Raw genomic sequence first — 26,655 nt, 5'->3', positions numbered from 1 at the left:
GCAATTATTGTATATTGCGCCCAAATTTATAAATTTAAAAGTTATTTGAACTCGAACTTTTTACATACCTGAAATGAAACGGAACATTGCATTAGGAATCCTTTTTATTGGCGCTATAGCGCTGAGTTCCTGCTCCACTCAAAAACTCGCTTCTACCCAAAGCAGCGATGATGTTTACTTCTCCAAAGCAAAGGCTGCAGATGAGCCCGTTTATACAGCACAACCGCAATACGCCCAAAACGCCGTTCAGGATGACGATGAGGATAACGACGATTATTTTTATTACGATGATTATTCATCCCGTATAAACCGTTTCAGTTATGCTTCGCCTTTTGGCTACTACGATAATCTTTATTACGGCTACGGCAACTATTTATATAGCGATACCTTTAGTTTAGGCTTTAATTACGGTCCGTTTGGTTACGGCTACTCGCCATATAGCTATGGTTACGGGGGCTGGGGCTTAGGTTATGGCTTCGGTGGCTGGGGCCTTGGTTACGGTTACGGCTTTTACCGTGGCGGCTATGGTGGTTACTATGGCGGCGGCTACGGTTACGGCGGTGGTGGGTACGGTGGTGGTGGGTACGGTGGTGGTGGCTATTATGGCGGCGGCGGTCGTTATACAGCTGGTAATCCACGCCCATCAAGAGGTACCGGCAGCCCGTATGCTATGAGTTCACGTAATGGTTCAACAGCATCATCAAGTCGTAACAACGGTATAGGCTACATTCCTGGTGGCAGGGATGCCAGGCCAACTGTTAACAGCAACGGTACACGTACCGCGCCAAGCAGCTACGCTCGTCCTGCACGTACAGATGCTGCTCCATCACGTTCAGATAGCCCTGTGGCCCAGGAGTCCAGGCCTGTTTCTGTTGATCGCAGCAGTAGTTCACCTGCACCTTCATCAAGCAGCGGCGGCTCAAGAAGCAGTGGCGGCGGTGGTGGTGGCGGAGGCGGCGGCCGACCAGTTAGACCTTAAATTTTATCACAACCTATTTTTATGAAAATAAAATATTTACTAAGTGTAATTGCTATAGTAGCAATTACTAAAGATGGCTTTGCTCAATATTCGCAGGATGCCATACGTTTTTCAACCTTTCAAACAGGGTCTACATCACGTATAAAAGCCATTGGTAATGCCGGTACTGCCATCGGCGGCGATTTGAGTTCCATTAGCGGTAACCCTGCCGGCCTGGGATTTTTCACCCGCTCGGAATTGAGTATAACCCCCGAGTATGATGGCTCAAAGGTACAGGGAACCTATTTTGGCACCAATACCAACGCCAGTAAAAACCAGGTTAATTTAAATAACGCGGCTGTTGTATTTTATCAGCAATTGAGCACCGCAAGGGGCCGCGATAAAACAAAAGGCTGGGTAAGCATCAACTACGGTGCATCTTACGCCCGCACCAATAATTTTTACGAAAACATAGCCTACGGCGGCAAAAACGACAAAAGCTCCATATCCGATTATTTCGGCGGCGTTGCTAACGATGAAACGCAGAAATACGGCAACCTTAATACCAGCGGACTTGACGGCTGGGCATACCGCCAAAAGCTTATAGATAATTTTGGTACCGACCCCAATATTGACTACCGCAGCACCGTTTCAACACCGGTAAATCAACTGAGCAACGCTTCGCGCACCGGCGGCCAGTCTGAACTTAATTTTGCATTCGGCGCCAATTACAGCAATAAGCTTTACATTGGTTTGGGCGTAGCTATTACCGATATCAGGTATAATTCATTCAACACATTTAATGAGGTTGGTAATGCATCCATGACTACCGACCCTACTAAACCCACTACCGGCATACCTACCGACTTTAACTCAACCTATGCCCAGGCCCAGGATACCCGCGGATCTGGTGCTAATGTTAAGTTGGGTATCATTTACAAACCTATAGAAATTGTACGTTTAGGATTCACCTTTACATCGCCAACCTTTTACAGTATTGATGATACTTATAGCGAAGGCTTGGGTACCAACACAGCTGCCAGCTCTTTAACAGATCAGTCTGGCGATTATAACTTAACTTATACCATGCGCACTCCGCTTAAACTGGCAGGCGGCGCGGCAGTATTTATAGGCAAAGCAGGCTTCATAAGCGGCGATGTGGAGTATATTGATTATACCACTACACACATTAGCAGCAATGACAGTTACAGCGGCGATTTTGATAATGGCAACATTAAATCATTATATCGTTCAACCGTAAATATTCATGTAGGTGCCGAAGCCCGTTTAAACAGCATGGTTTATTTGCGCGGCGGTTACAGCCAACAGGGCAGCCCGCTGAAAACAGATGGTAAAGATCTTAAAACCGTTAGCGGCGGCTTAGGCTTCAGGTTTGGCGATTATTATGTAGATGCTACATACGCCCACTTAAGCAACACACAAACCGTTTACCCATACGAAATTGGCGCGCTTAGCCCGGCAGCCGCACTAAAAAAGACTAACAACAACGCCTTCCTTACAGTTGGATACCGTTTTTAATTAACATAATATCCATAAAAAAAGGCTTCCCAGTATCGGGAGGCCTTTTTTATGGAATTGCGGGCTGTCACCCTGAGCCTGTCGAAGGGTTGAGCGCAGAGGCCTTTGCACACAATGCTTCGACAGGCTCAGCATGACAACCTCTCAAGCATAAACCGCTATTTGAAGTCTTTGACTTCGGAGGAATATGTAGGTAATCTTCAGACTACAGGAGTCTATACTTTTGATTATAAAGCGCAGTGATTTTTATTGTAGAGACGCATATTTGCGTCTTCCGCATGAAAGTCCAACTTCCAGATCCGCTCATCCCTCTGAGAGGCGCAAATATGCGCCTCTACATGAAGGCATTATATAACTTTTTGTTATCTGTGATCACAATCCAGTCAAATCGCCAATTTGCTCGGTTTTCACCAGATGCCGCACATCGAAACCTTTATTGGCGGCACGTACTACCAGTTGGTTATAGGTTTGGTCGTCAAGCGTTGGACGGCGGCTCAATATCCAAAGGTATTTACGATTTGGATGCCCCACAACGGCATAGCTGTAATCCTTCGCCAGATCAATGATCCAGTATTTACCTTTAAACGGCCAAAAGAATTGAACCGACAGCTTGGAATTAACGCCCTTATCAGTAACAACTGCCCTGCCTTCGGCAACCTTTAATTTACCATCTTTGATACAACGATTTTTTACGATAATACTACCATCGGTATGTAAACCATACGTGGCCGAGGTGCATGAGCAGCCTTTTTCAAAGCTTTGCGGAAACGCGGCTATCTCAAACCAGGTACCCAGGTATTTTTTAAGGTCGACGTAATTAACGGTTTTCAGCGGTTTTTCATGGGCACTCAGTGCAAAAGCAGCCAGGCCCAGCACAACAGAAGTTGCTAAAATTTCTTTCTTCATACAACCATAACGATTGGCCTGCCCAAAAAGTTTAAGCCACAAGCACATAAAAAGCAGGCCAAACATACCTCATCAATTAATTACCTTTGCGCCAAAGCATTAAAATTGGGTATGATATCCGCGTTCGACGAAAAAAAGATCATCAGTATTTTGGGTTGTGGCTGGTACGGCCTGGCGCTGGCAAAACAGCTATTGAAAAACAACCAGCCGGTTAAGGGATCAACCACATCGCCCGGCAAAATAGCAGCGTTATCGGCAGAAGGTATCGAACCTTATTTAGTCAACTTTACCAAAGATGAACAAAGTTACGACCCCGGTTTTTTTTATTGCGATGTACTGGTCATCTCCATCCCCCCAAAAACAAAAAGTGGCGGCGGGCCCGATCATGTGCCCAAATTAACCCGCATTATTGAAGCCATAAAACTGCATAAAATTAAAAATGTAGTGCTTATCAGTTCAACCGGGGTTTATGCCGATTTGGACAAAAAAGTAAACGAAAACACCGATCCCCAACCCAACACCGAGGCCGGTAAAATATTACTCGCCGCCGAAAACCTTTTCAGGGCCGAACCATCATTTAAAACTACCATCATCCGATTTGCCGGACTGATCGGCCCCGGTCGTGATCCGGGTAAGTTTTTCGCCGGTAAAAAGGATATACCTAATGGCGATGCGCCCGTAAACCTTATTCACCTGGATGATTGCGTGGCTATTGGCAGCGCCGTAATTCATAAACAGGCATTTGGCTACCTGCTTAATGCCTGCGCCCCGCACCACCCTACCCGCGCCGAATTTTACACCCAGGCCGCCATAAAATCGGGCTTGGAAGTCCCCGTTTTTATATCCGAATTAAAGGAATGGAAAATTATTGAAAGCGTTTATTTAAATGAGGTACTGGATTATAAATTCGAGGTTGCGCGGTTGATGTAGGGGAAGCTGCGGCAAAAAACACACCCCTCCGCCCCTCTCAAGAGGGGAATCGCACTTACCCCATGCTTTTGACTTGCTTTTTTCAATTCCCCTCTTGAGAGGGGGTGCGGAGGAATTGCGCAATGGCAGGGGTGTGTTCTGCGGGCGAATCTCTACAAAACAGGCACACTCCCCATTACAAAAACCAGCTTGCCGCCGGCTAAAATATCTTTATGACTTATGTAATTTTTACGGTACGGTTTGCCATTGAGGCTGATGCTTTGCACAAATTTATTCGCTACGGATAAGCCCTCGGCCACTATTACAAACTTTTTATTACCGGGCAGTGCCAGCGTAACTTTACTTAATTGCGGCGCACCAAATACGTAATGGCCATCAGCGGGGTTAACGGGGTAAAAGCCCATCGAAGTAAATATATACCATGCCGACATCTGGCCGCAATCATCATTTCCCGACAAGCCGTCGGGTTTATTCTGGTAAAACTGATCGGCTATTTGCCGCACAAGGTTTTGTGTTTTGGCTGGTTCACCGGCCAGGGTGTAGAGGTAAGCCACGTGATGATTAGGCTCGTTACCGTGCGCGTACTGGCCTATCAGCCCGGTAACATCCAGCGTTGAGCCCTTGCCAAACACCTTTGAATCCATAGTAAATAACGAATCTAACTTGTCGACGAAAGCTTTCCTGCCGCCCATCAGCTTGATCAATCCGGGGATATCCTGCTGTACCTGCCACGTATATTGCCAGGCGTTTCCTTCGGTATAATCGCCGCCTATGGCCAGCTGACCGCTATCCAGGTGGGCAAATGGCTGTACCCAATTACCGTTGAATAACCTGCCCCGCATCAACCCGGTCGACTTATCAAACAGGTTTACGTAGAATTTAGATCGTTTAATAAAATAGTTATAGTCGGCGGTTTTATGCAGATTTTTAGCCAGCTGAGCGGCACACCAATCGTCATAAGCGGCTTCCAGCGTGCGTGAAACAGCTTCGCGGGTTACGGTATCAGATGGCAGGTAGCCGTATTTCATGTACAGCGACCAATCGTACTTTGGGTTTTTATTGGTTGTGAGTGTGGCTTTAATAGCAGCAAAAGCCTGGTCCTTATCAAAACCTTTAATACCTTTCAAACTGGCATCAACCATAACGGGGATGGCGTGGTTGCCTATCATGGCGTAACTTTCTTTTCCAAAAAGCGTCCACACAGGCAGCAACTTGGTGAGTTTAAAATGCTGCACCATACTCTCCACCATTTGTCCGTCCTTGTCCGGGCAGATGAGTGTGTACAGCGGATGCGCGGCCCTGTAGGTATCCCACAATGAAAAAGTAGAATAGAACACCTTATCCGCTGATTGATGTACGAGGCCATCCGCACCGCGGTATTTGCCATCCACATCGGCAATATTATTTGGCTGAATGAGGGCGTGATAAACGCTGGTATAAAAGGCTATCTTGTTCTGATCCGTACCCTCGGCTTTAAGTTTACTGAACTGGTTTTCCCAGGCTTTGGCAGCTTCTGCCCTTACCCGTTCAAATGTTTTCCCGGCGGTTTCGGCAGCAAGGTTTTTGCGGGCACCTGCAATGCTTACACCCGAGATCCCCACCCGTGCTTCTACAGATTCACCTTTTTTCAGATCAAAATCAACTACCAGGCGGCGGTGGGCGCTATCGTCAATAAAGTGATAACCTTTAATGGGTTTGTTAAACTGCACGGTAAAAAACACCTTTTTCTCCACCCACTGGCTTGTGTAAGCAGAACCGCTGATGCTGGTAGTACTGTTTACGGTTATGCTACCTTCAGCTACATGTTCTTTTAGCTGCTCCGCATCCTCCACCAATCCGCTTTGCATATCAATAAGCAGATGCGACGTACCAGCATTGTTAAACGTGTAACGGTGCAAACCTGCATGCGCTGACGTGGTAAGCTGGGTCCTGATGTTATGGTCACTTAAAACAACCTCATAATAACCCGGCGAGGCTTTTTCGTTTTTATGCGAGAACTTGCTGGTGAAGTGTGCAGGATCTTTCCCCTGGAAAGGAAAGAACAGCACATCGCCCAAATCTACGCCGCCGGTACCGCTCAGGTGGGTATGCGCAAAGCCGGTGATAACGGTATCCTCGTAACGATAGCCCGAGCAATAGTTCCACCCGAAATTGCCGGTTTCGGGACTAAGCTGCACCATACCAAAGGGTACTGTAGCACCCGGAAAAGTATGCCCCGTAGCCGATGTGCCGATGAATGGATTTACATATTGCCCATAGGTTTGCGCCCCGGCATTTAAGCCCGAAACCACGCCCATGAGCAGCAATATTTTAAACAGTGTTTTACAGCGCATACCTTATTCCTTATACTCCAAAGTTTTTTTAAGCACCACATCCTCGGCCGAACGGCCAATCATTACATCAAAAGTACCCGGCTCGGTTACCTGCTGCATATTAATGTTCCATATGGAAAGGTCTTTGGGTTTGATGGTAAACCTTACCGTTTTGGTTTCGCCGGGTTTTAGGTTTATCTTATCAAAACCTTTAAGAGCTATTACCGGCGTAGTTACCGAATTTACTTTATTGCCAAGATACATTTGCACCACTTCTTTACCTTCTGCATGGCCGGTATTGCTTACATCTACGGTAACCTGCACCTCGCCATTTTTATCGAAAGATGTGGATGATACCTGCATATTACTGTATTTGAACGTAGTATAACTTAGGCCATAACCAAACGGGAACAGCACATCGGGAGATGAAAAAACGTAATCCTGCCCCGGCTTATCCGGCGAGCCGGGATTGTGATAAAATCCGCGACCTGTATTGGTATGGTTATAAAACACCGGAATATGCCCAACCGACTGCGGGATAGACACATTTAACCTCCCCGATGGATTAACCTTCCCAAACAGGATATTGGCGATAGCCGCCCCACCCTTTTCGCCGGGATACCAGGCCTCTAAAATGGCGGGAATGTTTTCCTTTTCCCAGGCAATGCTCCAGGGCCTGCCGTGGACCAGCACCAGTATTACGGGTTTACCGGTTTTATAAATTTCCTGCAGCAGCTCGCGCTGTACACCTTCGGGGTTAATATCGGTAACGTCGTAACCTTCGCCGCAGGTAAAAGGATCTTTGGGTTCGCTTTCGGGGGCATGGCCGTTCCAGCCGATGCCGGAGAATACTACGCTGGTTGTACCCAATACTACTACCACCGCGTCGCTGTTTTTGGCGGCAGTAACGGCTTCGGCAAAGCCGCTTTTATCCTGGGTGCTTAGGGTGCTGCCCTTGGCATAATTGATCTTTACTTTATTGCCTACCAATTGCTTAATACCATCCAAAACAGTTGTACCTGAGCGACTGTCACGGGTGGAACTGTAATCGCCGTATTGTACCTGGTTAGCGTTAGGGCCTATAACCGCCAGCGATTTTAGTGTATTGATATTCAGCGGCAACAGGTTTTTATCGTTCTTTAACAGGATGATGGATTCCTCGGCAATTTGCTGGGATAAGGCGATGTGCGCCGGGGTGTGTACCCGTTTTTTAAGCTGCGTGGTATCAACCAACGGTTTTTCAAACAGGCCGGCTTTAAATTTGGCCGTGAGGATGCGGGCAACGGCGGTATCTATCTGCGCTTCTTTCACCTTGCCGCTTTTTACAAGCCCCACGAGCTTGCTGTAAACATCGGGGCTTGGCGCTTCCAGGTCGACACCGGCGTTGAGGCCTAAGGGGGCGGCATCCTCGGCATTTTTGGCTATCTGTTGAAAACTGTACAGCATCTTCAGGCCCTCATAATCAGAAAACACATATCCTCTAAAACCCCACTCCTTACGCAGCACTTTATCTAACAAAAAGCTATTGGCATGGGCGGGCACGCCGTCCATTTCATTGTAGGATGGCATTACCGAATAAATATTGGCCTCCTGTACCGCAGCCCGGAAAGGCGGCAAAAACATCGACCGTAATTCGCGCTCGCCTAATGATGCCGGGCCTAAATTAATACCTGCAACGGGGATGCTGTAAGCGGCAAAATGTTTAGCGGTGCACATCACCTTATCCTTGCCAATACCCAAACGACTTTGCGTCGGCTGCCCCTGCATCCCGATAACAAATGACGTACCCATACGGCTCACGAGATAAGGGTCTTCGGCAAAACATTCTTCTACGCGGCCAAAGCGTGGGTCGCGGATGAGATCGAACAGTGGCGATAAGGCTTGATCCATACCCGATGACGATGCCTCATAGGCTATCACCGAACCCATTTGCTCAATAAGCGCCGGGTTCCAACTGCTGCCCTGCGCAATGGCCTGCGGAAATATGGTTGCGCCCGAGGCCAGCTGCCCATGCAAACACTCCCCTATCTGGATAGGCGGAATGCCAAGGCGGGTTTGCTCGCGCGCGTATTTTTTTGCTTTTAAAGATAGGGATGCTATTTCATTTATGGTGACAAAAGGGCTTTCGCAAACACCCAAAGCCAGCGGATTATCCAACGAACCTTTAAGCGACCCCATGCTCAATTGTGCAACTTTTTCTTCCAGTGTCATGCGACCAAGCAGGTCTTTCACCCTTGCATCAACCGGGGCTTTGGCATCTTTGTACACCTGCGCCTGCGCCGTTGCCAGCATACTTAAAGCAATTATGAATAAGCTCCATTTTTTTTGCATCATTGTTGGTTAGCTATAAATGAAACAGGTAACTTTCGGCATTAAGCTCCTTGCCACCGGCCGTTTTAAGGCGGATAAGCGTTTGATTGGTGTTCAGGGCATCGGCAATATATTCGCCGGCTAAAGTGTAGATGCCCTTTTTAAGGTGAAGCAAGGCCTTCTGCGGTTCTACATAAGTGTTTTTCCCCCGTGAGATAATTACCTCGCCATCCAGCAACAATTCCGGACTAATCTCAAATCCCGAGGTTATCTCGTAATCGCCTTCTGTATCTATCTTAATAAAACCACTAAATTTTGCCCAGGTGATATTACCATCGGTAACGGGCTGCACCATAGGTACCGCCGAATTTATTATGGCCGTTACTGCAACCGTCACGGTATCCAGTTTAGCGGGATTGGTTTCTTTTGTTTTTATAAGCTTATAGCTAAGGCCCGGCGTTAACTTCGCAGCGCTTTCTTTGGCCGGATCAACGGTTATGTGCTTTATATACGCAACCTGGCGGATGTGCTGTTTGTTAAGCGTCCAGGTGGTGTAGGTTTTTAGAAAAAGGCTATCCTTTAGCGTCCGCGCAATTTTTACCGGGAAGTTAACGGCAGTGCTTGCACTATCCGGTGCTTTGCCATCAAGCGTGTAACGCACTTTGGCACCTACTAAAGGATATTTCAGGGTGAGGTTATATTGATCTTTATTGGTAACCAGGTTATCAACCCCTACAATATCGGGCAGGCGGGCGTTCAGGTTCCAGAGTTTAAACAGACCGTACTGCTGTTTCATTTTGTATTCAAACCTATCTATATTTTTATCCTCCTTAGCACTCCAGGCCAGTTCGGCAAGGGCGAGGGCGCGGGGGTAAACCATGTATTCGAGGTGTGGCAGGTTAGGGATCTTCTCTACCCAGATGTTGCCCTGCACCCCTAAAATATAAGCGGCTTCCTCGGGTGTAAGCTCTTTTGATTGCGGCTCGTAATTGTACACCATTTGCCAGGTAACCGGCGGGTTCCAGCCTATTGGTTCCAGATCTTCATTGGCCTGTGGGGCATCAAAGTACATGTATGGCAGCGGGGTCATGATTACGTGGTGGTGCATTTTGGCGGCGGCAATACCACCGGCTTCGCCCTGCCAGCTCATTACCGTGGCAGATTCGGCCAGTCCCCCCTGCAGGATCTCGTCCCAGCCTACCAGTTTTTTATTTTTGGAGATGAGGAATTTTTCGATGCGTTTTATAAAATAGCTTTGGATCTCTTTTTCATTTGTTAAACCCTCCTTTTTCATCAGAGCAACCGCCGTAGGGCTTTTCAGCCAGTCGATCATCTCGGCTTCATCGCCACCAATGTGGATATATTGATTGGGAAACAAGGCGATAACTTCCGTAAGCACATCCTCCATAAAGGTAAAGGTATGCTCACTTGGATCAAGCATCCGAACGCGATGCTTGGCCCCGGTAGAGTCCTGGCAGCCCAGCTCGGGATAGGCGAATATAGCGGCTTCACTATGGCCGGGCATTTCAATTTCGGGCAGGATGGTGATAAACCTGTCCTGCGCATATTTTATCACGCTGCGGATATCGTCCTTGGTATAAAAACCATCACGACCGCCATCAATCAAATTATCCAGCTTGCGAAACTTGCCCAGTTTTTCGTAGTAACTGATCTTTGCGCCAACCTCGGTAAGTTTCGGATATTTATCAATCTGAATGCGCCAGCCTTCATCGTCGGTAAGGTGCCAGTGAAATACATTGAGTTTGTAATGCGCCATTACGTCGATGTATTTTTTAACTTCTTCAACCGTAAAAAAATGACGGCATACATCGAGGCTCAAACCCCGCCATTGAAAGCGCGGTTCATCGGCAATATCACACGCCATTACCTGCAGTATTGCAGCAGGTTTTACGGTGTGCAATAATTGTATTAATGATTGCACACCGTAAAAGACACCTGCACCGTTACCTGCTATGGCTATTTTACCCGGCGTAACCTTTAAAGCGTAAGCACCCTCTTTACCGGCAGTGCTGCCGGTAACCAGTTTTATAGCCGCTGTTGCGGGTACTTTGGCATAAACCTTTACCTTTAAATGCAGCTTATAATTTTGGGCGAGATAGGTTTGCAGGTAATTCCCAACTGCCTCGCTCTCCTTATCAACCCCGATAATATTCTTGCTGCTTAAACTAAAGTACCCCTTTTGTGCCGATAAATGCAGTGGCTGCGGAATAATGTGAAACTGCGCCTGTACTTGTGTAAGCGACAAACAAATAGCTACTAAGGAAAACGCCAGCCGTTTAAAAAGTATTTTGGGATTGATGAGCTTATTCATTTATTAAGGGGGATTTAAATTTTAACGGTTATCTTTTTGATATAGAGGATCCATACCGGTATAAATATAATGATAACTGTAAGTATTGCCGAAGCAAGCGACGCATTTATGGGCGACAAATACGGAGTAAAAAAGGTAAAATACATCCACGACCATACATTGCTTTTTTGGCCATGATAGCTTACCGGGATAACAGATAACAGGCTTGGAATAACATCAGCCAAAACGTAGGCAGCTATGGCATTGCGCCCAAAGGCCAGGAAAGGCGGGATAAGTTTTTTGTATCCCTTTACATCAATAAGCCAGTAAGAAATGGAAAGGATAATGATGGCCAGCCCGGCGGTTAACAGCACAAATGAGCTTGTCCACAAGGCTTTGTTGATGGGGAAAAACGTATTCCAGATTAGGCCGCCTATAACCAGCAGTGCGCCCGTACCGGTGAGTCCTAAGATCTGGCTGCCGGTTTTAAGCTTGTCGCTTTTGAGCCATGTGCCGGTGAATACCCCTAAAAGGCAGGTACCGATGGCGGGAATAGTGCCTAATAAACCCTCGGGATCCCAGGTTTTTGATTGGCCCCATAGGTGATTGGAGGTAAATACCAGCCTATCTACCCAGGCACCTAAATTGGTTTCGGGATCTAAATTAGGCTGACCAAAACCAGGCACGGGCACCAACGTCATGAGCAGATAATAGCCTATTAAACAGCTAACAGCAATAATAATTTGCGTGCGGACACCTGTTTTAAGATACAGGATAGCGGTAATGCCAAACACTACACCAATGCGCTGCAAAACACCGGGGATACGCAGGTGCGCAAATTCGAAATTGCCGATAAGCGGCAGACAAACGCCTAATAAAAAGATAATGAGCGTACGGCGTAAAATGGATAGGATCACCTTGCCATGCCCGGCTTCACCGGTTTTTTTTGCCTGCATGGCGTATACGATGGATACGCCCACCATAAACAGGAAGAAGGGGAACACCAGGTCTGTAGGGGTGCAGCCGTTCCATTTGGAGTGTTCCAGCGGCCAGTAAATGTGGCCCCAATCGCCGGGATCGTTAACCAGGATCATGGCCGCCACCGTAAAGCCACGAAAAAAATCCAGCGAAAGCAGCCGCGGGCGACTGGTACTTGTGGCTTTATCGCCAACTACGGTATTTGCCATCGTATTTTTCTTATTATTTACATTTCGTATTACTAAACCACGCCATTGTGAGATATTAAAGCCATTTTATTGAGCTCATTAGGCATGTCACCCTGGGCATGTCGAAGGGTCGCGCGTAGAGGCCTTTGCCCACTATGCTTCGACAGGCTCAGCATGACAGCCCCTTTTTTAACTCCATTGCGAGAGCGTAGATGCCAGACTTACGAAGTTTTAAAAACTTCGTAAGTCTTTCTACCCATCCCAAAGCTATACAGACCGGCCTTGTCTGGACCTGACCTTCTTCCGTAGAGATTGCTTCGTACCTCGCAATGACGGTATTACAGCAATTTTTTTGAGCCCTTTAGGCCTGTCACCCTGAGCTTGTCGAAGGGTCGCGCGTAGAGGCCTTTGCCCACTATGCTTCGACAGGCTCAGCATGACAGCCCTTTTTTTGTTTTTCTTTAGCCTCAACGCCCGCACCTATTCTAAATAAACTATTTTTTCTTAGCCGGAATCTTCATCGTGTAAACAAAATGATAGGTGCCCGAGCCTATTTCAAGGTATTCGTCGTTGCCAACTTTTCTTATGCCGGTAATTTCTTTTTCGGTGTTTATGTCGAGGCCGTTTTCGGTTATCTGGTCGGTTACTGCCGGTAGTATAACCTGAGCGGTAGTGTTGGGCGGCACAATTACATCAAAGGTGAAAATATTGTTATCAATGCTCCATGCCGATTTTACTTTGCCATACATGGTTTCCAGCTCGGCCTGGGTACTGGTAAGCTTGCCACCCGGATGCGGCGCTATAAGGATCTTATGAAAACCCGGAGAAGCCTCATCGGTATTGATACCTGCTATAACGCGGTACATCCAATCGCCAATAGCACCGTAGGCGTAGTGGTTAAAGGAGTTCATTTCGGGGTCTTCAAAGCTACCGTCGGGTTTTATGCCGTCCCAGCGTTCCCAAATGGTAGTGGCGCCGTTTTTAACCGGATACAGCCATGATGGGTATGATTCTTTCATGAGCAGCTCGTAAGCCATATCGGTATGGCCAAAGCGACTCAATACGTGGCAAATGTAGGGCGTACCCAAAAAGCCAGTGGTAATATGGTCGTCGTAATCTTCAATATTGCCTACCAACCGCTTAGCCGCAGATTCGCGCAGGTTCTCAGGCAGCAGATCGAAATTAAGGGCAAGCACGTAGGATGTTTGCGTACCCGAAATCATACGGCCGTTTGGCGTAACGTATTCGCTTTGAAATGCCTTTACTATATTGCCCAGTAGTTGGGTGTATGTAGCTACATCATCATTTTTGCCCAATACTTTGGCGGCATTGATAAGCAATTGAGTAGAATGTGCATAAAATGCCTGGGCTATGAGGTTTTTATCGGTAAGGGCCGCACCGTCTTCATAATTGGTGCCTGCGTAAAATAGCCAGTCGCCAAAGTGGTTACCGGTATCCCAAAGGTAATTACGACTATGGAACTGGATATAACCCACCCATTTTTTCATGCTCTCGTACTGCTGCTGCAACACTTGTTTATCGCCGTAGGCCAAATAAATATTCCAGGGAACAATGGTTGATACATCACTCCAGCCCGATGCCGCCGAGGATGCGCTATCCAGCATATTGGGTATTACGTACGGTACCGCCCCATCCTTATGCTGATCGGCCGAAAGATCTTTTAGCCACTTGGTGAAAAAGCCTGCCACATCCATATTAAAGGTTGCGGTGCGGCAAAAGGCCTGCGCGTCGCCCGTCCAGCCCATGCGTTCATCGCGCTGCGGGCAATCAGTTGGTACATCAATAAAATTACCTTTCTGGCCCCATTGAATGTTATGCTGCAACTGGTTAATGAGCGGGTTTGAGGTGGAGAATTTACCCGTTTGCGCCATATCTGAATATAACGCGTATGCCGCCAGGTTAGTTGAATCAAGCGGACCACTATAGCCCACTACTTTCAAATACCTGAACCCCTGGAAGGTGAAATGTGGTTCGTAAGTTTCGGCACTGTCGCCTTTAAAAACATAGGTGATCTCCTGTTTGGCGGTGCGCAGGTTTTTGGTGTAGAAATTCCCTTTCTGATCCAGCACTTCGGCATGGAATAACCTTATGGTATCACCGGCTTTGCCTTTTAGTTTAAACTGTACCCAGCCTACCAGGTTTTGCCCAAAATCAACCACGCGGTCGCCCTCGGGGGTGTTAAATACTTTAAGGGGTAAAAATTTCTCGTGCTTTTTAACGCTTGGACCCGATGTAGCGATGAGATTATCCTTAATGGTTTCATCAACCCGTACGGTATCCCAGTTTTGATCTTTGTATAAAGGGCTTGTCCAGTTGAGTTTATCTTTACGGGCATCATATAACTCGCCATCAAAAAATGAGGAAGAACGGATAGCACCATAAGCCACTTTCCAGCTTTTATCGGATGTGATGATTTGTTTTTGCCCGTTGGTATACACTACTTCGAGCTGAAACAGCAGCGCCAGCTTTTTACCATAAACATCTTTTTTACGATTATAGGTATAGCCACGGTACCAGCCATCGCCAATGGTTACGCCAACGGCATTGTTGCCCTTTTGCAGGCTTGATGTAACATCATAAACCTGGTATTGAATGCGTTTGTTATAGCTCGTCCAGCCGGGTGCAAAGTAATCATTGCCTACCCTTTTGCCGTTCAGTTTTGCTTCGAAAACACCGTGAGCGCTGATGTATAAATGCGCCGCGCGTACCTTACGATCTAACTTAAACGATTTGCGGAACATGGGGCTTGGGCCGCCGGTGGTATCCGATGTATAATTATCCTGGATCCATTTGGCTGTCCAGTCGGTAGGTTTTAGTAAACCCATTTTCCAGAAGTTAACCATGCTCCAGGGCGATGCCTGGTTTTTATTGTTCCATACACGCACCTGCCAGTATACTTTTTGGCGCGATGACAGCATGGGCCCGCCATAATAAATGTGTACCGACTGATCAGAAAACACACGGCCCGACGTCCAGATCAGATCTTTACCCTTGGTTAATGACACCGCGTTGTTGCCCACACGCAGCTCATACGAGGTTTGCTGAATGCCCCGCTCCAGGCTAATAAGCTTCCAGCTCATGCGGGGGTTACCGGCATCAACAGCTATTGGGTTGGTCTTATACTCGCAGGTTAAGTTATCAACCCTGAACGGAACAGGCGCGTGCTGCACCTGTGAAAAACCGGGTTGATATAAAAAAGATAAGGTGACGATACTCAAGCACACCTTTTTGAGCATGCTTGTTAACTGGGTGCTATTCATTACACTTATATATAGCTTTAAGAACGATTTTGTTTTAATATGCGATATTGTTGTTATAACATTTAATTAAAAATGATACCACTATTGCAATACTATATTATAAACGTATTGTGGCCCCATAAAAGTTTTACAGGGCCACAAATACGATGTTATTTTTCGAGGTTTGACTCTGCTAATGGATATGGATAAACTAAACGGATATTTTTATAAGCCGATGTAGCTATTGGCCATGAATCTGTTTTATAAGCTCTTTCACGAACGGCGTGGGCGGTCATCACTTCAACTGCTTTACCTGTACGTACCAGATCAAACCAGCGGTGGTTTTCAAAGGCCAGTTCAACCTGCCTTTCATGGGCAATGGCCGCGCGAAAAGCTTCCTGGTTGGGTACATTCAGGGCGTCATCATCGTTATTAGCTGTTTTATCGCCTAAACCGGCGCGTTCCCTTACCAGGTTAAGGTATTTAAACGCATCGCCACCTGCTGTAAAACCCTGCTCATTTAAACACTCGGCCAGCATCAGGTAAACATCGGCATACCTGTATACCGGAAAATCCTGTGCTGTTATACCTTGTTCGGCACTCTTGGTTTGGTATTTTTTAATAAAAGGCAGTTCGATGCCATACTCATCAGATGTAAAATCGGTTATAGAAGCGTCCTTTCGTGTATCTCCGTCTTCGTATGCGTTTAAAAGATCCTGGGTAGGAATGTTCCAGCCGTTTACCAGGCTGTTGGCTATATCATGACCTGTTATGTCGCTATCATAGTAATCCCAGGGAATAAAGGTATCTACAAAGTCGCTGCCCAGTCCGTTTGGCCCTTCCATGTACTGGATCTCAAATATCGATTCCTTACTGTTTTTTGTGGTGATGCGGAAATTATCGGCATAGTCATTATTTAATCCGTACTGGCCAGAAGCTATAACAGCACGTAACAAGGGTATTGCAAGGTCAAACTTATGCTGGGTCATGTAAACTTCTGCAAGCATGGTTTCGGCGGTACCTTTAGTAACCCTGCCTTTGTCTTTTGGCGAGTTATATGAAACAGGGAGCTTAGCTATGGCATCTGTAGCATCGGCAATTACCTGGGTATAAATGTTTGCAGCGGTAGTTTTTTTGGCTACATCAAATGCATCACTTATTGATTTTATTTCGGTAAGTACCAGCGGAACATCGCCATACATGCGCACCAGGTTAAAATAATTGAATGCCCTTAAAAAACTGGCCTGCCCGCCTATGGTATCTGCAACGGCGGGGGCTAATTTAGCCGCCGGTAAATTCAGCAGGATTAAGTTACACCTGCTTATATCGGTATAGCAAATGCCAAAAAACTCGCCCACTGTTTCATTATTATTCAGCTCTCTGAACTCGTCTATCTCCTCCCTGAAAGTAACAGAGGTAGAGCGGTCGCCATCATTGTATTCATATGAGGTATTATCAGAACGCATTTCGGCCATTGCCCAGAAGTAACCGTTGTATAAATTTTGTAACGGGGCATAAGCGCCATTAATTGCCTGCCTGAACTGGCCTTCTGTTTTAAAAAAGTTGGCCTGGTTTTGTGTATCGGTAGGCTGCAGTTTTAAAAAATCCTTTTTGCAGCCTGCAGTAGCAAACGCGGCAAGGATAAAAAGGTATATATATTTTTTCATCTGTTTAGTTATTATTGTTTAAAACAAATCGTTTAATAAACTTTCGGTTTAATTAAAATGTAACATTACAACCCAGTGTATAAACAGCCGAAACAGGATACCCGGTGAAATTTACATTTGGCGAAAGTGAACGGTTGCCATCCTGTCCGTCTATACCAACCTCGGGATTGCCTCCTTTATAACCGGTTATTAAAATTGCGTTTTGCGCACTAAAATATACCCTGAAATTTCTGCTGAACTTTGTTTTGATATTATACCCCAAAGAGATATCCTTAAACATCAGGTATGAATTACTTTCAACCCAATATGAAGGGTAAAAATCACGGGCATAGCCTGTATTTGAAACCGTGGTTGGTATAAGGCCTGCACCGGGCTGTTTTTCAGAACGCCAGCGCTGTATAACTGATTGCTCTACATTAAATATACCATCAAGGTTGGTGGTAAATTGTTTGTAAAGATCAAACACATGACCGCCTACCGAACCTGCGGTAACAATATTCATGTCGAAGTTTTTGTATGACAGGTGATTGTTGAAACCAAATGTAAATTTAGCCCAGGGGTTACCTACAATAGTTTGATCGTAAGTGTCAATTACCCCATCGGGTTTTCCATCCGGACCGCTTACGTCTTTGTATTTTATGTTGCCCACCTGTGCATCGGCAAAATGCGGGCTGCTATCCAGGTCTTTTTGGTTTTGATAGATCCCTTCAAAAATATAGCCATAAAACTGTCCCAGCGGGTAACCCACCTTGGTGATACTGGCAGGGTTATCACCAGCAGGAGCATCGTATATTTGTGGTGTTTGGCCTAAGCTTATCACCTTGTTGCGGTTAAATGATATGTTAAAGTCCGAAGTCCAGTTGAAGCCCTGGCCAATAATATTTTTTGTTGTTAAGGTAAACTCCCAGCCCCTGTTGCGTACGTTACCCACATTGGTTAATGCGCCATCATAACCGGATGCCGGCGGCACCCCTAAGTATTGCAGCATCCTTTCGGTATAACGATTATAGTATTCGGCAATTAAATAAACCCGGCCTTTAAATAATGACAGATCCATACCAATATCTAATTGCTTTGTGGTTTCCCAGCCCAGTTCTGTATTACCCAGTTGGGTTAATGAAGCGCCGGGGGCAAGTACACCACCAAAAGTATAATTGGTTTGATCTACACCGGGTATGGATTGATAGTTACCCACATTGTTGTTACCTGCCAAACCGTAACTACCGGTAAATTTAATTTCGTCTATCAGATCTGTTTTAGGAAAAAATGATTCATCAGAGATGCGCCATCCGCCGGATACTGATGGGAAGGTTCCCCATTGGTGGCCTACTGCAAACCTTGATGAACCATCACGACGGATGGATGCGCTCAATAGATATTTATCTTTAAATGAGTAATTTACCCTGCTTAAAAACGACAATAACCGCCATTTTTCGTCACCCGCGCTTGCAGTAACAATTGTTGCTGCATTTACAGATTGTATAACATCGTCTGGAAAACCAGACCCGAATGTTAACCGGCTATGATCTTCTTCCTGTTGAATGGTATAACCACCTAACACGGTTAACGTATGGTTTCCCCAGGTTTTTTTGTAATTGATGGTATTTTCATTAAGCCAGTTTAAAACATTGGCCGAGGTGAAAGAACCTATAGCTTTTACCTGTGTTCCATCAGAATTTGGTATGCGGAACCCTCCGAGATATGATGGGCGGAAATAATCCTGCGATTTGGTCTGGTAATCAATACCAAAGGTTGATCTTACATCCAATCCCTTAATTATTTGCCAGTTAATATAAGTATTGGCCAAGGCGCGAAACTCCTTGCGATCATTCCGGGTGTTTACCAGCTCGCTAACAGGGTTGGCATTTTCTGAAGTACCCGCAATATTAGTATTACCCGGCGAACCTATAACATTTGTATAAGAGCCATCCGGCTGTTTAACCGGGGTAAGGGGGCTTTCCAAATAGGCCTGGCTTAATACCCCGCTGTTAAAATGGCCATCCGTTTCCTGTAAATTCCTTAAACTATAAGTAGGTGCTATACTAAGGCCTACTGTTACGTTCTTTACCACATCGGCATCCATATTGGCTTTCATGGAGTACCTTTTAAAGCCTGTATTTAATAAAGTACCTTCCTGGTTAAAAAAGCCCATTGAAAACAACGACCGTACTTTATCCGTTCCGTTGGCAACGGTAACATCGTAATTTTGCAGTGGTGCAGTACGGGTTACGGCATCAAACCAGTCGGTTCCTGCACCAAGCTTTTTAGGATTTCTGAATGCTACCGGTAATTGATCAATGTTATATGGTACACCGTTGGCTTTATCAAGATCTTGTAATGCTTCTGTACGCCATTGTGCATACTGCTCGGCCGTCATCATTTTTAACTTACTGCCCGAAAGTATAGATTGCAAACCTGTAGAAGTATTTACCGTTACGCTCGATTCTCCTTTTTTAGCCCTTTTGGTGTTTATTAATATAACACCATTTGATCCGCGCGAACCGTAGATAGCTGTGGAAGCCGCATCCTTTAATACGCTGATGCTTTCAATATCATCAGGGTTAATGGTACTCAATGGGTTTGAATACTGATCGAAGCCCGGAGATAAAGGGAAGCCGTCAACCACGTACAAGGGATCATCACCCGCACCTACCGAACCTGCACCGCGGATATTGATGGATACACCACCGCCCGGCGTACCTGTTACCTGGTTTACGGTAACACCGGCCAACTGACCGGCAAGTTTAAGGTCAAGACTGGCGGCCTTTATTTCCTTTATGTTGCTCATTTTTACAGAGCCTACCGCACCGGTAACATCCTTACGTTCCAGGTTACCGTAGCCAATTACTACAACTTCTTTTAAGTCGCGGCTGTCTTCCTGCATTATTACGTTAATTGATGTACGCTTGTTTACCGGCTCTTCCTTCATTTTAAAACCCAGAAAAGTGAACTGTAAAACCGCATTATCATCAACCTTTATGCTGTACTTGCCATCGGGACCGCTAATAACCCCGTCGGTTGCTCCTTTTACGTGGATGCTTACACCCGGCAGCGGCTGGTTACTGGCATCAAGCACCGTACCTGTTACCGTGATCTTATCAGCCGGCTTATCATTAGCCGCAACGGCCTCCTTTTTATTTACAATTATCGTTTTGTTTTCGATGGTGTAGGTAAGAGGCTCGTTTTTGAAACAGGCCTGCAAGGCTTCGTCAAGCGTGGCATTTTTAAGGTTAAGGGTTATAGGCTTGGCACCCTTTATTTCCTTGTATTTGTAAAAAAAGTAATAGCCGCTTTGCTTTTCAATAGCGGTAAATACTTTTTCAATAGCGGTACCGTTGGTACTAAGCGTTATAGTTTGCGAGAAACTTTTGGCACTCAGGTGCAAACAGCCGATAATAATGAGTAGGACCGTTAATTTCATGGTCAAAAACAGTTTTGAGGTTGGTTTACCAGGGACGTAAAATAGTTTACCCCTAAAGTTTATTTGCATAACTTCGTCGTGTTTGGGTTAATGTGTCTGTTAATGAAACTTGATAGCCTGATCCAAATATTTTACTCCGGGAGGGTTGCAGCCCTTCCGGTTTTTTTATGGATAAGCGGGAAGAAAAGTGGTATTACTGGCTTCGTCGGTTTTTTTTCATAAGTATTGCTGGTGGTTTTTAGTTTGGTTATGGTGTTACAGTTATCTTTTTATTCTCTATTTTAAAATGAACGTGATTTAACTCCAGCACATGCAGTACCTGCGATAGCTTTACACTCCGTTCAATTTTTCCTACAAACTCGTCATCGGGCATTTTACCTTCATAGGTAACTTCGGTATCGTACCAGCGCGAAAGCTGTTTCATGATATCCTCAATGCTTGAACGGTCGAACTCAAAGAAGCCGTTTTTCCAGGCGATGGCCTTGTCGGCATCTACACTCATCACCTTCACATTATTACCCTTAACAACGCCCTGTTCTCCCGGTTTTAAATAATTACTTAAAGCCCCGTTTATTAACTGGACAGATCCTTCAAGCAAGGTGGTTTTCATGGCATCCTCATCATTATAGGCCATAATATTAAAGTGTGTACCCAAAACCTTCACGTTCATGGCGTTAACTTTTACATTGAAAGGTTTGGCGGCGTTTTTGGCCACTTCAAAATATGCCTCGCCATTGAGCTCAACATTACGCTGGTTACCAACAAAAGCGGTAGGGAATTTTAATGACGATGCCGCGTTGAGCCAAACCCGGGTACCATCGGGCAGTATTACCTGGTACTGGCCGCCGCGGGGCGTACTGATGGTATTATAAGAGATCTGTGCACCTGCCGGTGCGGCACCTTTATCGGCAGTGTAAATCACCTGCCCGTCTTTAGTTTTCTTTATGCTGATCTTCCCCTTTTTTGCCAGGGTACCAATTTTAGCCGAATCAAGCACTACCTGTTCGCCATTATCAAGCGTGAGGATGGCCGCGTTTTTACCGGGGTTTACATCGTGCTTTACCACTGGCTTATTAGCAGCCGTTAAGGGTTTAACTGCACGTTGTTTAAGGCCATAAAAAGCAGCAGTACCAATAATGGCAAACGTAATGGCAGCCGCCGCAATGTTCCTGAACGTAAAAAGATTAAAAACGCCGCGGTGTTGTTGACTGTTTGATTGCCGTACCGCGTGTTGAAGCCGCTGCAGCATTTTATCTTCCAGCTGTTGTTTTGTGCCTGATACGGCTTTGTCCCAATCTTCATCGGATTGAAAACTGTCGAAAAAATTCAGCAACAGTTGTTCCTCCCGGTCAGAGGCCTGACCTTTAAGGTATTTATCAACTAATTGAAGAAATTCCTGCTTTTGCACAATTGGTTTTTATAAGGAGAGTATAAAAACCGGGGTATCCCCTAATGCTAATCAAAAAAATGCAGTAATTATTAAATTTAGTGAGAGCGTTAAGAAAAATTCATACACTTTAATCATAACTAATGCTTGGCGAAACAACCTACTTTTTAATTGTCTTTAAGTAATCGTCGTAGTTGGAGTAAGGTTCTTTCCACCTGCCATTCGGTTTAAGGTATAGCAAGCCCCTGGGGTTATCCAATATCACGTTGAAATGGTTGAGCACCTGGTTACCAATTAATGTAGGTCGGCTTGCTGCGTTAACCGGATCAGCGGCGTTGGTTACAATGTCCTTAATCTTCTGCCCGCTGATGACTGCGTCCAGCCTCACGATTTTACGTCCATCAGGCAGCACCATCAAAGCCTGCAGTTTATTCCAGTTATCGCTTTGCCCTGTAAAATCCTTACCTATGAGCATGGTGCCATCTCTGCCGGTATCAAACAAAAACCAAAAGTTAAAAGGCTGGTTATTTTGCATGATCGTTGCTTCAAATTTAGGCCGGTCTTGCTCATAGTATACTGGCTGGACCCTATATTTTTTTGCCTTTGACGGCAGGTTATTATATACGATCAGCACTTTATTGTCGTAATCCAGTTCGATCACTTTGTCCCGGAACAGACCATTACCAATAATGACATCTTCACCCATCTGCATGTTGCCAACCTCGGTAAACGGCAGGTTTGTCCATTGCTGATGCCCAATCTCCAGCCTATTATGCGTACTGGCCCTCGCTTCGTTCAAACCCTGCGTATTACTGGTCATGGTCTTCCCGTCGAACTGTAGCGCCAATTGTTCCGAAACCATTTTATTTACAATAGCGCCGCCTGCCCCAAAGTCTAACTGTATCGTAACCGCGTGATCACCATTCAACTTGCCGGCAAGATAAACGCGCGCCCCTTTCAGCATGAAAGGAATTGTATCTGGATAGGAATGGCCAGTTACAGCCTGTCTTACCGCAGGTCCATCCTTTGCGCTGATGCAGATATGACAAGTATCCTTATTGTTTAAAACAACTAAGAAATTATATTCCCGGCCAAAGCGGGTCTTAAATTTAAGTTCAGCCTGATCGGTACGGAAAATAACCCTGCTATCAGCACGGGGTACGTTGACATAATAAGTATCCTGATTGGCGTTAGGATCAAATTGCCAATCGGTTTTTACGTATTTACCATCTATAATGATAGCTTTTTCGCTGCCTGAATGAATTAGCGGCAGGCGTGTTTGTGCTATACCCGCGGGTATAGCTGCGCATAGACAGATAAAGAATGACCAACTTTTCATAAAACATAATTAAATCAAGACAAAGGTATACATTAAATAGTAATATGTAATACATAGTACTATAAAAAAACAGAAAATACTGATACCTGCTTTAAGAGGAGATTATCTTTGAATAATGTGTCTGATAAATTACTAATAATGATTAATTCACCTTTTCAGCAAAAGCATAACCATTTGCAGCAAAAAAAAGCTACCCAGCGAGGTACGTAATTGCCTTAACGCTTTGGTTAAATGATTTTCGACAGTTTTAGTGGAGATATTGAGCCGCAGGGCAATTTGTTTATGGGTTAAACACTCATCCCTGCTTAATTGGTAAACCTCCCTGCATTTCTGGGGCAGTGTGCCCACTACCGAACTTACCTGGGCTATGAGTTCCTTGTATTCGATGTTCTCGTAATCAGCGGGGGTTTGCAGGCGTTGGGGCAGATCGTCAAAAATGTCGCTTCGGACGGGCCCGCTTCGCATTTGCCGGTAAACCTCGTACCGGATAGACGCGTACAGGTAAGCCTTTAATGATACGCTGATTTCGATGGCGGCCCGGTTTTTCCAGAGTTTGATGAACAGTTCCTGGATCATATCTTCGCAGGCTTGCCTATCCTTCAGTACATTATATGCCGAAACATATAACAGTTGCCAGTATTTCTTGTAGATAGCCGATATAGCCGTTTCATCATCCGCCTTTAAGCGGTCGATAAGGTCCATATCACTTAAAACTATCTTATTGGGCATACTAAAACGGGATTAACATCCAATAACGTTAAATTTAATTAATATTAACTGAATGTTTATATAAAAACATCCATTTACTATTTATGCCTGTACTGCAAATACTTACAGCAGTTTAACGGCTTGTGATAATAACAGGGCTGGTAAGCTAAATTTAGTTTATTGGTTGCATAAAGTAACCTAACGGGGCTGGCATTTGCAGTTTTGTATTTGATTTGTTACGAGAGAATAAATACGACTTCCAAAATCATTGTAAAATAAATTTTGTCATTTCGATACGAGGTACGAGTGAGAAATCTTATGCGGCTTTGTAAGTGTGCTATGCTTGTTCGATATGTATATCGTACAAGATTTCTCCTCGTACCTCGTCGAAATGACAACGTTTTCGGATTACTCATACAGTTATTAGCAAACCCCACAAAAAAAGCCGCCCTCACGGGCGGCCCTTCATCAATCATTATCACTTAAAAAAAACTTATTTCAATAGCTCATTGGCCAATGCCAGTTCCTCTCCACTAATAGTATGCTGGCGACCTTTAAATATCCTCAGTGTTACCTGAGCATTTAAACCTTCTATAATTGCCACGCTTTCGTTAACCCGACTTACCGGTACATGCGGATCGGGATCGCCGGTGGTTTGGAGTACCGGGGTTTGGTTAAAATTGCCCTGGTAGTTTTCTGTAACCAGCTTTTCGCCAATCAATCCGCCGGTAAAGGCTATAATGCCGCCGTACCTGCCCGCGTTGCGGGTTGCATACTCCAGCGTTAAACATGCACCCTGCGAAAATCCCAGGATATAAATGTTCTCCTGCGCAATGCCCTGCTGCTTTATATCGGCAACCAGTTCGCCAATTACCTGCAATGCCGAATCAAGCATGGGCTGGTTATTACTTACCGGCGCCATAAAGCTATATGGGTACCAGCTATATTCGGTAGCCTGCGGCGCGAAGATGGCGTAGCCATCAAGCGCAAGATGATCTTTCAGGGATATAATACTTGCTGCCGATGCCCCACGCCCATGCAGCATAATGATGGCTTTTTTTGCTTTATCAACGGGCGTGCCCGCTGTTACTATTTGTTTGCTATGGGTGTACATAATTATATTAATGATGGTAAAGTACGTTCCAATTCTTCACGTAAATGCTCGTGCTGATATGGCAATTTAAGGGTTTGGCCCAGTTCTTCAACCGGTTCATCAACAGAGAAACCCGGGTTATCTGTAGCCAGTTCAAACAATACACCGCCCGGTTCACGGAAATACAATGAATAGAAGTAATTCCTGTCTATTTTATCAGTTATGTGCAAACCTAAGGCTGCAATTTTTTCGCGGTATTCCATCAATATGGCCTCGTTTTTAACCCTGAAAGCAACATGGTGAACAGAACCACCTGCAACATGCCCTGCCACTTCTCCGGCTACTTCAACCAGGTCAACAATAGCGGCATTGTCAACGGCGTCGGTAATAAACCTGTAACGGTTAACGTGCTGCTCCAATAACCTGTAACCAAATACGTCGGTAAGTATTTTGGCGGTTGCCTCAATCTTGTTTGATGTTATGGTGATGTTATGAAAACCGCGTGTAGCATTTTCGGCTGTTACTTCGGCTGTTTCCCAGGGCAAACGTGTATCGGCTGTTTTTGGAACTATCAGTTCAAGCTTTAAGCCATCCGGATCAAGCACGGTAAGGTATTGCTCACCAAACTTTTCTGAAGGTTTGTTATAGATAACGTTGTTGGCATCAAACCTTTTCAACCAAAAATCCAAACTGCCTTCTGGTACCGAATAACCAATTTCGGTCACCTGCCTTGCACCTCGCCTGCCGGCAGAGATACCTTCCCACGGAAAAAATGTAAGAATAGTACCGGGGGTGCCTTGTTTATCGCCATAATATAAATGGTAAGTACCCGGATCATCAAAGTTCACGGTTTTCTTTACCATTCTTAAGCCCAAAACACGGGTATAAAAATCATAGTTCTTTTTGGCGTTGCCTGCAATTGCAGTGATGTGGTGGATGCCGTTTATTGTATTTTCCATTGTGTTCCTTGTTTTTAAATTTGAGTTGTTGCTGTTATTTTATGATTCAAATTTACCCCGTAAAACAAGGTTGACACTTGATGTAGGATAAGAAAAAAGGGAAGGAAGATAATTGTTGCCGCAGAATACTCACCCGCCCATTGTTGCGGCCGGGCCCCCTCTCTTCAGCTTCGCTGGAAAGTGTGTGTGGGGGGGGGTATTTGATATTACATCTCTTGCGCTCGTTTATAACGAGTGCCTAACACAATTATGCGATTGCATCGCGAAGAAGCGTCGCAGACGCAAGAACACTTTAACCACTCGTTACAAACCACAGGTGTTGGGAAGACTGAATTTTATAAAAAGTTTGTCATTTCGATAGAGCCCGGGCGGGTAAAAGCGTGGCGCGA

16 protein-coding genes are annotated in these 26,655 nt (G+C 45.4%); 3 read left to right on the top strand and 13 right to left on the bottom strand.

The features are described from left to right. The first annotated feature begins 73 nt into the window (after positions 1-73). Together BLS59_RS31855 and BLS59_RS26490 are read left to right on the top strand one after the other, a co-directional pair. Positions 74-979 carry a hypothetical protein gene (locus tag BLS59_RS31855; RefSeq protein WP_091155153.1) on the top strand — a complete coding sequence of 302 codons (906 nt, stop codon included), beginning with the start codon at positions 74-76 and terminating at the stop codon, positions 977-979. Positions 980-1,000: 21 nt separating this feature from the next. After that, entirely contained in the window at positions 1,001-2,497 is a 1,497-nt protein-coding gene (locus BLS59_RS26490; protein ID WP_091155150.1) for an OmpP1/FadL family transporter, read from the top strand. A 372-nt stretch (positions 2,498-2,869) separates the two neighbouring features. On the opposite strand, the gene BLS59_RS26485 is transcribed toward BLS59_RS26490, so the two are convergent. Further along, on the bottom strand, positions 2,870-3,403 hold the full coding sequence (locus tag BLS59_RS26485) for a lipocalin family protein (protein ID WP_091155308.1): 534 nt from the start codon (positions 3,401-3,403) through the stop codon (positions 2,870-2,872). Positions 3,404-3,514: 111 nt separating this feature from the next. On the opposite strand from BLS59_RS26485, the gene BLS59_RS26480 reads away from it, so the two are divergent. Beyond that, the gene (locus BLS59_RS26480; RefSeq protein ID WP_091155146.1) at positions 3,515-4,333 is read left to right on the top strand and encodes an SDR family oxidoreductase; all 819 of its coding nucleotides are present in this window, start codon (positions 3,515-3,517) and stop codon (positions 4,331-4,333) included. A 152-nt stretch (positions 4,334-4,485) separates the two neighbouring features. On the opposite strand, the gene BLS59_RS26475 is transcribed toward BLS59_RS26480, so the two are convergent. The 12 genes from BLS59_RS26475 to BLS59_RS26420 form a co-directional block, all read right to left on the bottom strand. Then, positions 4,486-6,666: a GH92 family glycosyl hydrolase gene (locus BLS59_RS26475; protein WP_091155142.1), complete on the bottom strand. Its 2,181-nt coding sequence runs from the start codon at positions 6,664-6,666 to the stop codon at positions 4,486-4,488. Positions 6,667-6,669: 3 nt separating this feature from the next. Next, positions 6,670-8,979, bottom strand: coding sequence for a glycoside hydrolase family 3 N-terminal domain-containing protein (locus BLS59_RS26470; RefSeq protein WP_091155139.1), 2,310 nt, complete (start codon positions 8,977-8,979; stop codon positions 6,670-6,672). A 10-nt stretch (positions 8,980-8,989) separates the two neighbouring features. Continuing rightward, on the bottom strand, positions 8,990-11,287 hold the full coding sequence (locus tag BLS59_RS26465) for a beta-N-acetylhexosaminidase (protein ID WP_091155135.1): 2,298 nt from the start codon (positions 11,285-11,287) through the stop codon (positions 8,990-8,992). Between the two features lie 14 nt (positions 11,288-11,301). Beyond that, the gene (locus tag BLS59_RS26460) at positions 11,302-12,453 is read right to left on the bottom strand and encodes an acyltransferase family protein (RefSeq protein ID WP_091155131.1); all 1,152 of its coding nucleotides are present in this window, start codon (positions 12,451-12,453) and stop codon (positions 11,302-11,304) included. Positions 12,454-12,926: 473 nt separating this feature from the next. Next, positions 12,927-15,713 (bottom strand): alpha-L-rhamnosidase, encoded by a 2,787-nt coding sequence (locus tag BLS59_RS26455; RefSeq protein WP_240315348.1) that lies wholly within the window; start codon positions 15,711-15,713, stop codon positions 12,927-12,929. A gap of 149 nt (positions 15,714-15,862) precedes the next feature. Next, the gene (locus BLS59_RS26450) at positions 15,863-17,359 is read right to left on the bottom strand and encodes a RagB/SusD family nutrient uptake outer membrane protein (protein ID WP_091155126.1); all 1,497 of its coding nucleotides are present in this window, start codon (positions 17,357-17,359) and stop codon (positions 15,863-15,865) included. A 52-nt stretch (positions 17,360-17,411) separates the two neighbouring features. Continuing rightward, positions 17,412-20,780, bottom strand: coding sequence for a TonB-dependent receptor (locus tag BLS59_RS26445; RefSeq protein ID WP_162842780.1), 3,369 nt, complete (start codon positions 20,778-20,780; stop codon positions 17,412-17,414). Between the two features lie 247 nt (positions 20,781-21,027). Then, positions 21,028-22,188 carry a FecR family protein gene (locus tag BLS59_RS26440; RefSeq protein WP_091155121.1) on the bottom strand — a complete coding sequence of 387 codons (1,161 nt, stop codon included), beginning with the start codon at positions 22,186-22,188 and terminating at the stop codon, positions 21,028-21,030. 139 nt (positions 22,189-22,327) lie between these two features. Then, positions 22,328-23,506 carry a retropepsin-like aspartic protease gene (locus BLS59_RS26435; RefSeq protein ID WP_091155118.1) on the bottom strand — a complete coding sequence of 393 codons (1,179 nt, stop codon included), beginning with the start codon at positions 23,504-23,506 and terminating at the stop codon, positions 22,328-22,330. A gap of 147 nt (positions 23,507-23,653) precedes the next feature. Beyond that, on the bottom strand, positions 23,654-24,235 hold the full coding sequence (locus BLS59_RS26430) for an RNA polymerase sigma-70 factor (protein WP_091155099.1): 582 nt from the start codon (positions 24,233-24,235) through the stop codon (positions 23,654-23,656). Between the two features lie 472 nt (positions 24,236-24,707). Further along, positions 24,708-25,328, bottom strand: coding sequence for an alpha/beta hydrolase (locus BLS59_RS26425; protein WP_091155096.1), 621 nt, complete (start codon positions 25,326-25,328; stop codon positions 24,708-24,710). 2 nt (positions 25,329-25,330) lie between these two features. Next, positions 25,331-26,266 carry a ring-cleaving dioxygenase gene (locus tag BLS59_RS26420; RefSeq protein ID WP_091155093.1) on the bottom strand — a complete coding sequence of 312 codons (936 nt, stop codon included), beginning with the start codon at positions 26,264-26,266 and terminating at the stop codon, positions 25,331-25,333. Positions 26,267-26,655: the final 389 nt, after the last annotated feature.

This window comes from Mucilaginibacter pineti, assembly GCF_900101875.1.
Lineage (GTDB): Bacteria > Bacteroidota > Bacteroidia > Sphingobacteriales > Sphingobacteriaceae > Mucilaginibacter > Mucilaginibacter pineti.
This window is presented reverse-complemented; position numbering and strand designations above follow the sequence as displayed.

Excerpts from the sequence above, each read along its gene's own strand:
- BLS59_RS26430 (WP_091155099.1), bottom strand. The coding sequence starts at position 24,235 with ATGCCCAATAAGATAGTTTTAAGTGATATGGACCTTATCGACCGCTTA.
- BLS59_RS26455 (WP_240315348.1), bottom strand. The coding sequence starts at position 15,713 with ATGAATAGCACCCAGTTAACAAGCATGCTCAAAAAGGTGTGCTTGAGT.
- BLS59_RS26420 (WP_091155093.1), bottom strand. The coding sequence starts at position 26,266 with ATGGAAAATACAATAAACGGCATCCACCACATCACTGCAATTGCAGGC.
- BLS59_RS26485 (WP_091155308.1), bottom strand. The coding sequence starts at position 3,403 with ATGAAGAAAGAAATTTTAGCAACTTCTGTTGTGCTGGGCCTGGCTGCT.
- BLS59_RS26435 (WP_091155118.1), bottom strand. The coding sequence starts at position 23,506 with ATGAAAAGTTGGTCATTCTTTATCTGTCTATGCGCAGCTATACCCGCG.
- BLS59_RS26470 (WP_091155139.1), bottom strand. The coding sequence starts at position 8,979 with ATGATGCAAAAAAAATGGAGCTTATTCATAATTGCTTTAAGTATGCTG.
- BLS59_RS26475 (WP_091155142.1), bottom strand. The coding sequence starts at position 6,666 with ATGCGCTGTAAAACACTGTTTAAAATATTGCTGCTCATGGGCGTGGTT.
- BLS59_RS26425 (WP_091155096.1), bottom strand. The coding sequence starts at position 25,328 with ATGTACACCCATAGCAAACAAATAGTAACAGCGGGCACGCCCGTTGAT.
- BLS59_RS26480 (WP_091155146.1), top strand. The coding sequence starts at position 3,515 with ATGATATCCGCGTTCGACGAAAAAAAGATCATCAGTATTTTGGGTTGT.
- BLS59_RS26490 (WP_091155150.1), top strand. The coding sequence starts at position 1,001 with ATGAAAATAAAATATTTACTAAGTGTAATTGCTATAGTAGCAATTACT.
- BLS59_RS26460 (WP_091155131.1), bottom strand. The coding sequence starts at position 12,453 with ATGGCAAATACCGTAGTTGGCGATAAAGCCACAAGTACCAGTCGCCCG.
- BLS59_RS26450 (WP_091155126.1), bottom strand. The coding sequence starts at position 17,359 with ATGAAAAAATATATATACCTTTTTATCCTTGCCGCGTTTGCTACTGCA.
- BLS59_RS26445 (WP_162842780.1), bottom strand. The coding sequence starts at position 20,780 with ATGAAATTAACGGTCCTACTCATTATTATCGGCTGTTTGCACCTGAGT.
- BLS59_RS31855 (WP_091155153.1), top strand. The coding sequence starts at position 74 with ATGAAACGGAACATTGCATTAGGAATCCTTTTTATTGGCGCTATAGCG.
- BLS59_RS26465 (WP_091155135.1), bottom strand. The coding sequence starts at position 11,287 with ATGAATAAGCTCATCAATCCCAAAATACTTTTTAAACGGCTGGCGTTT.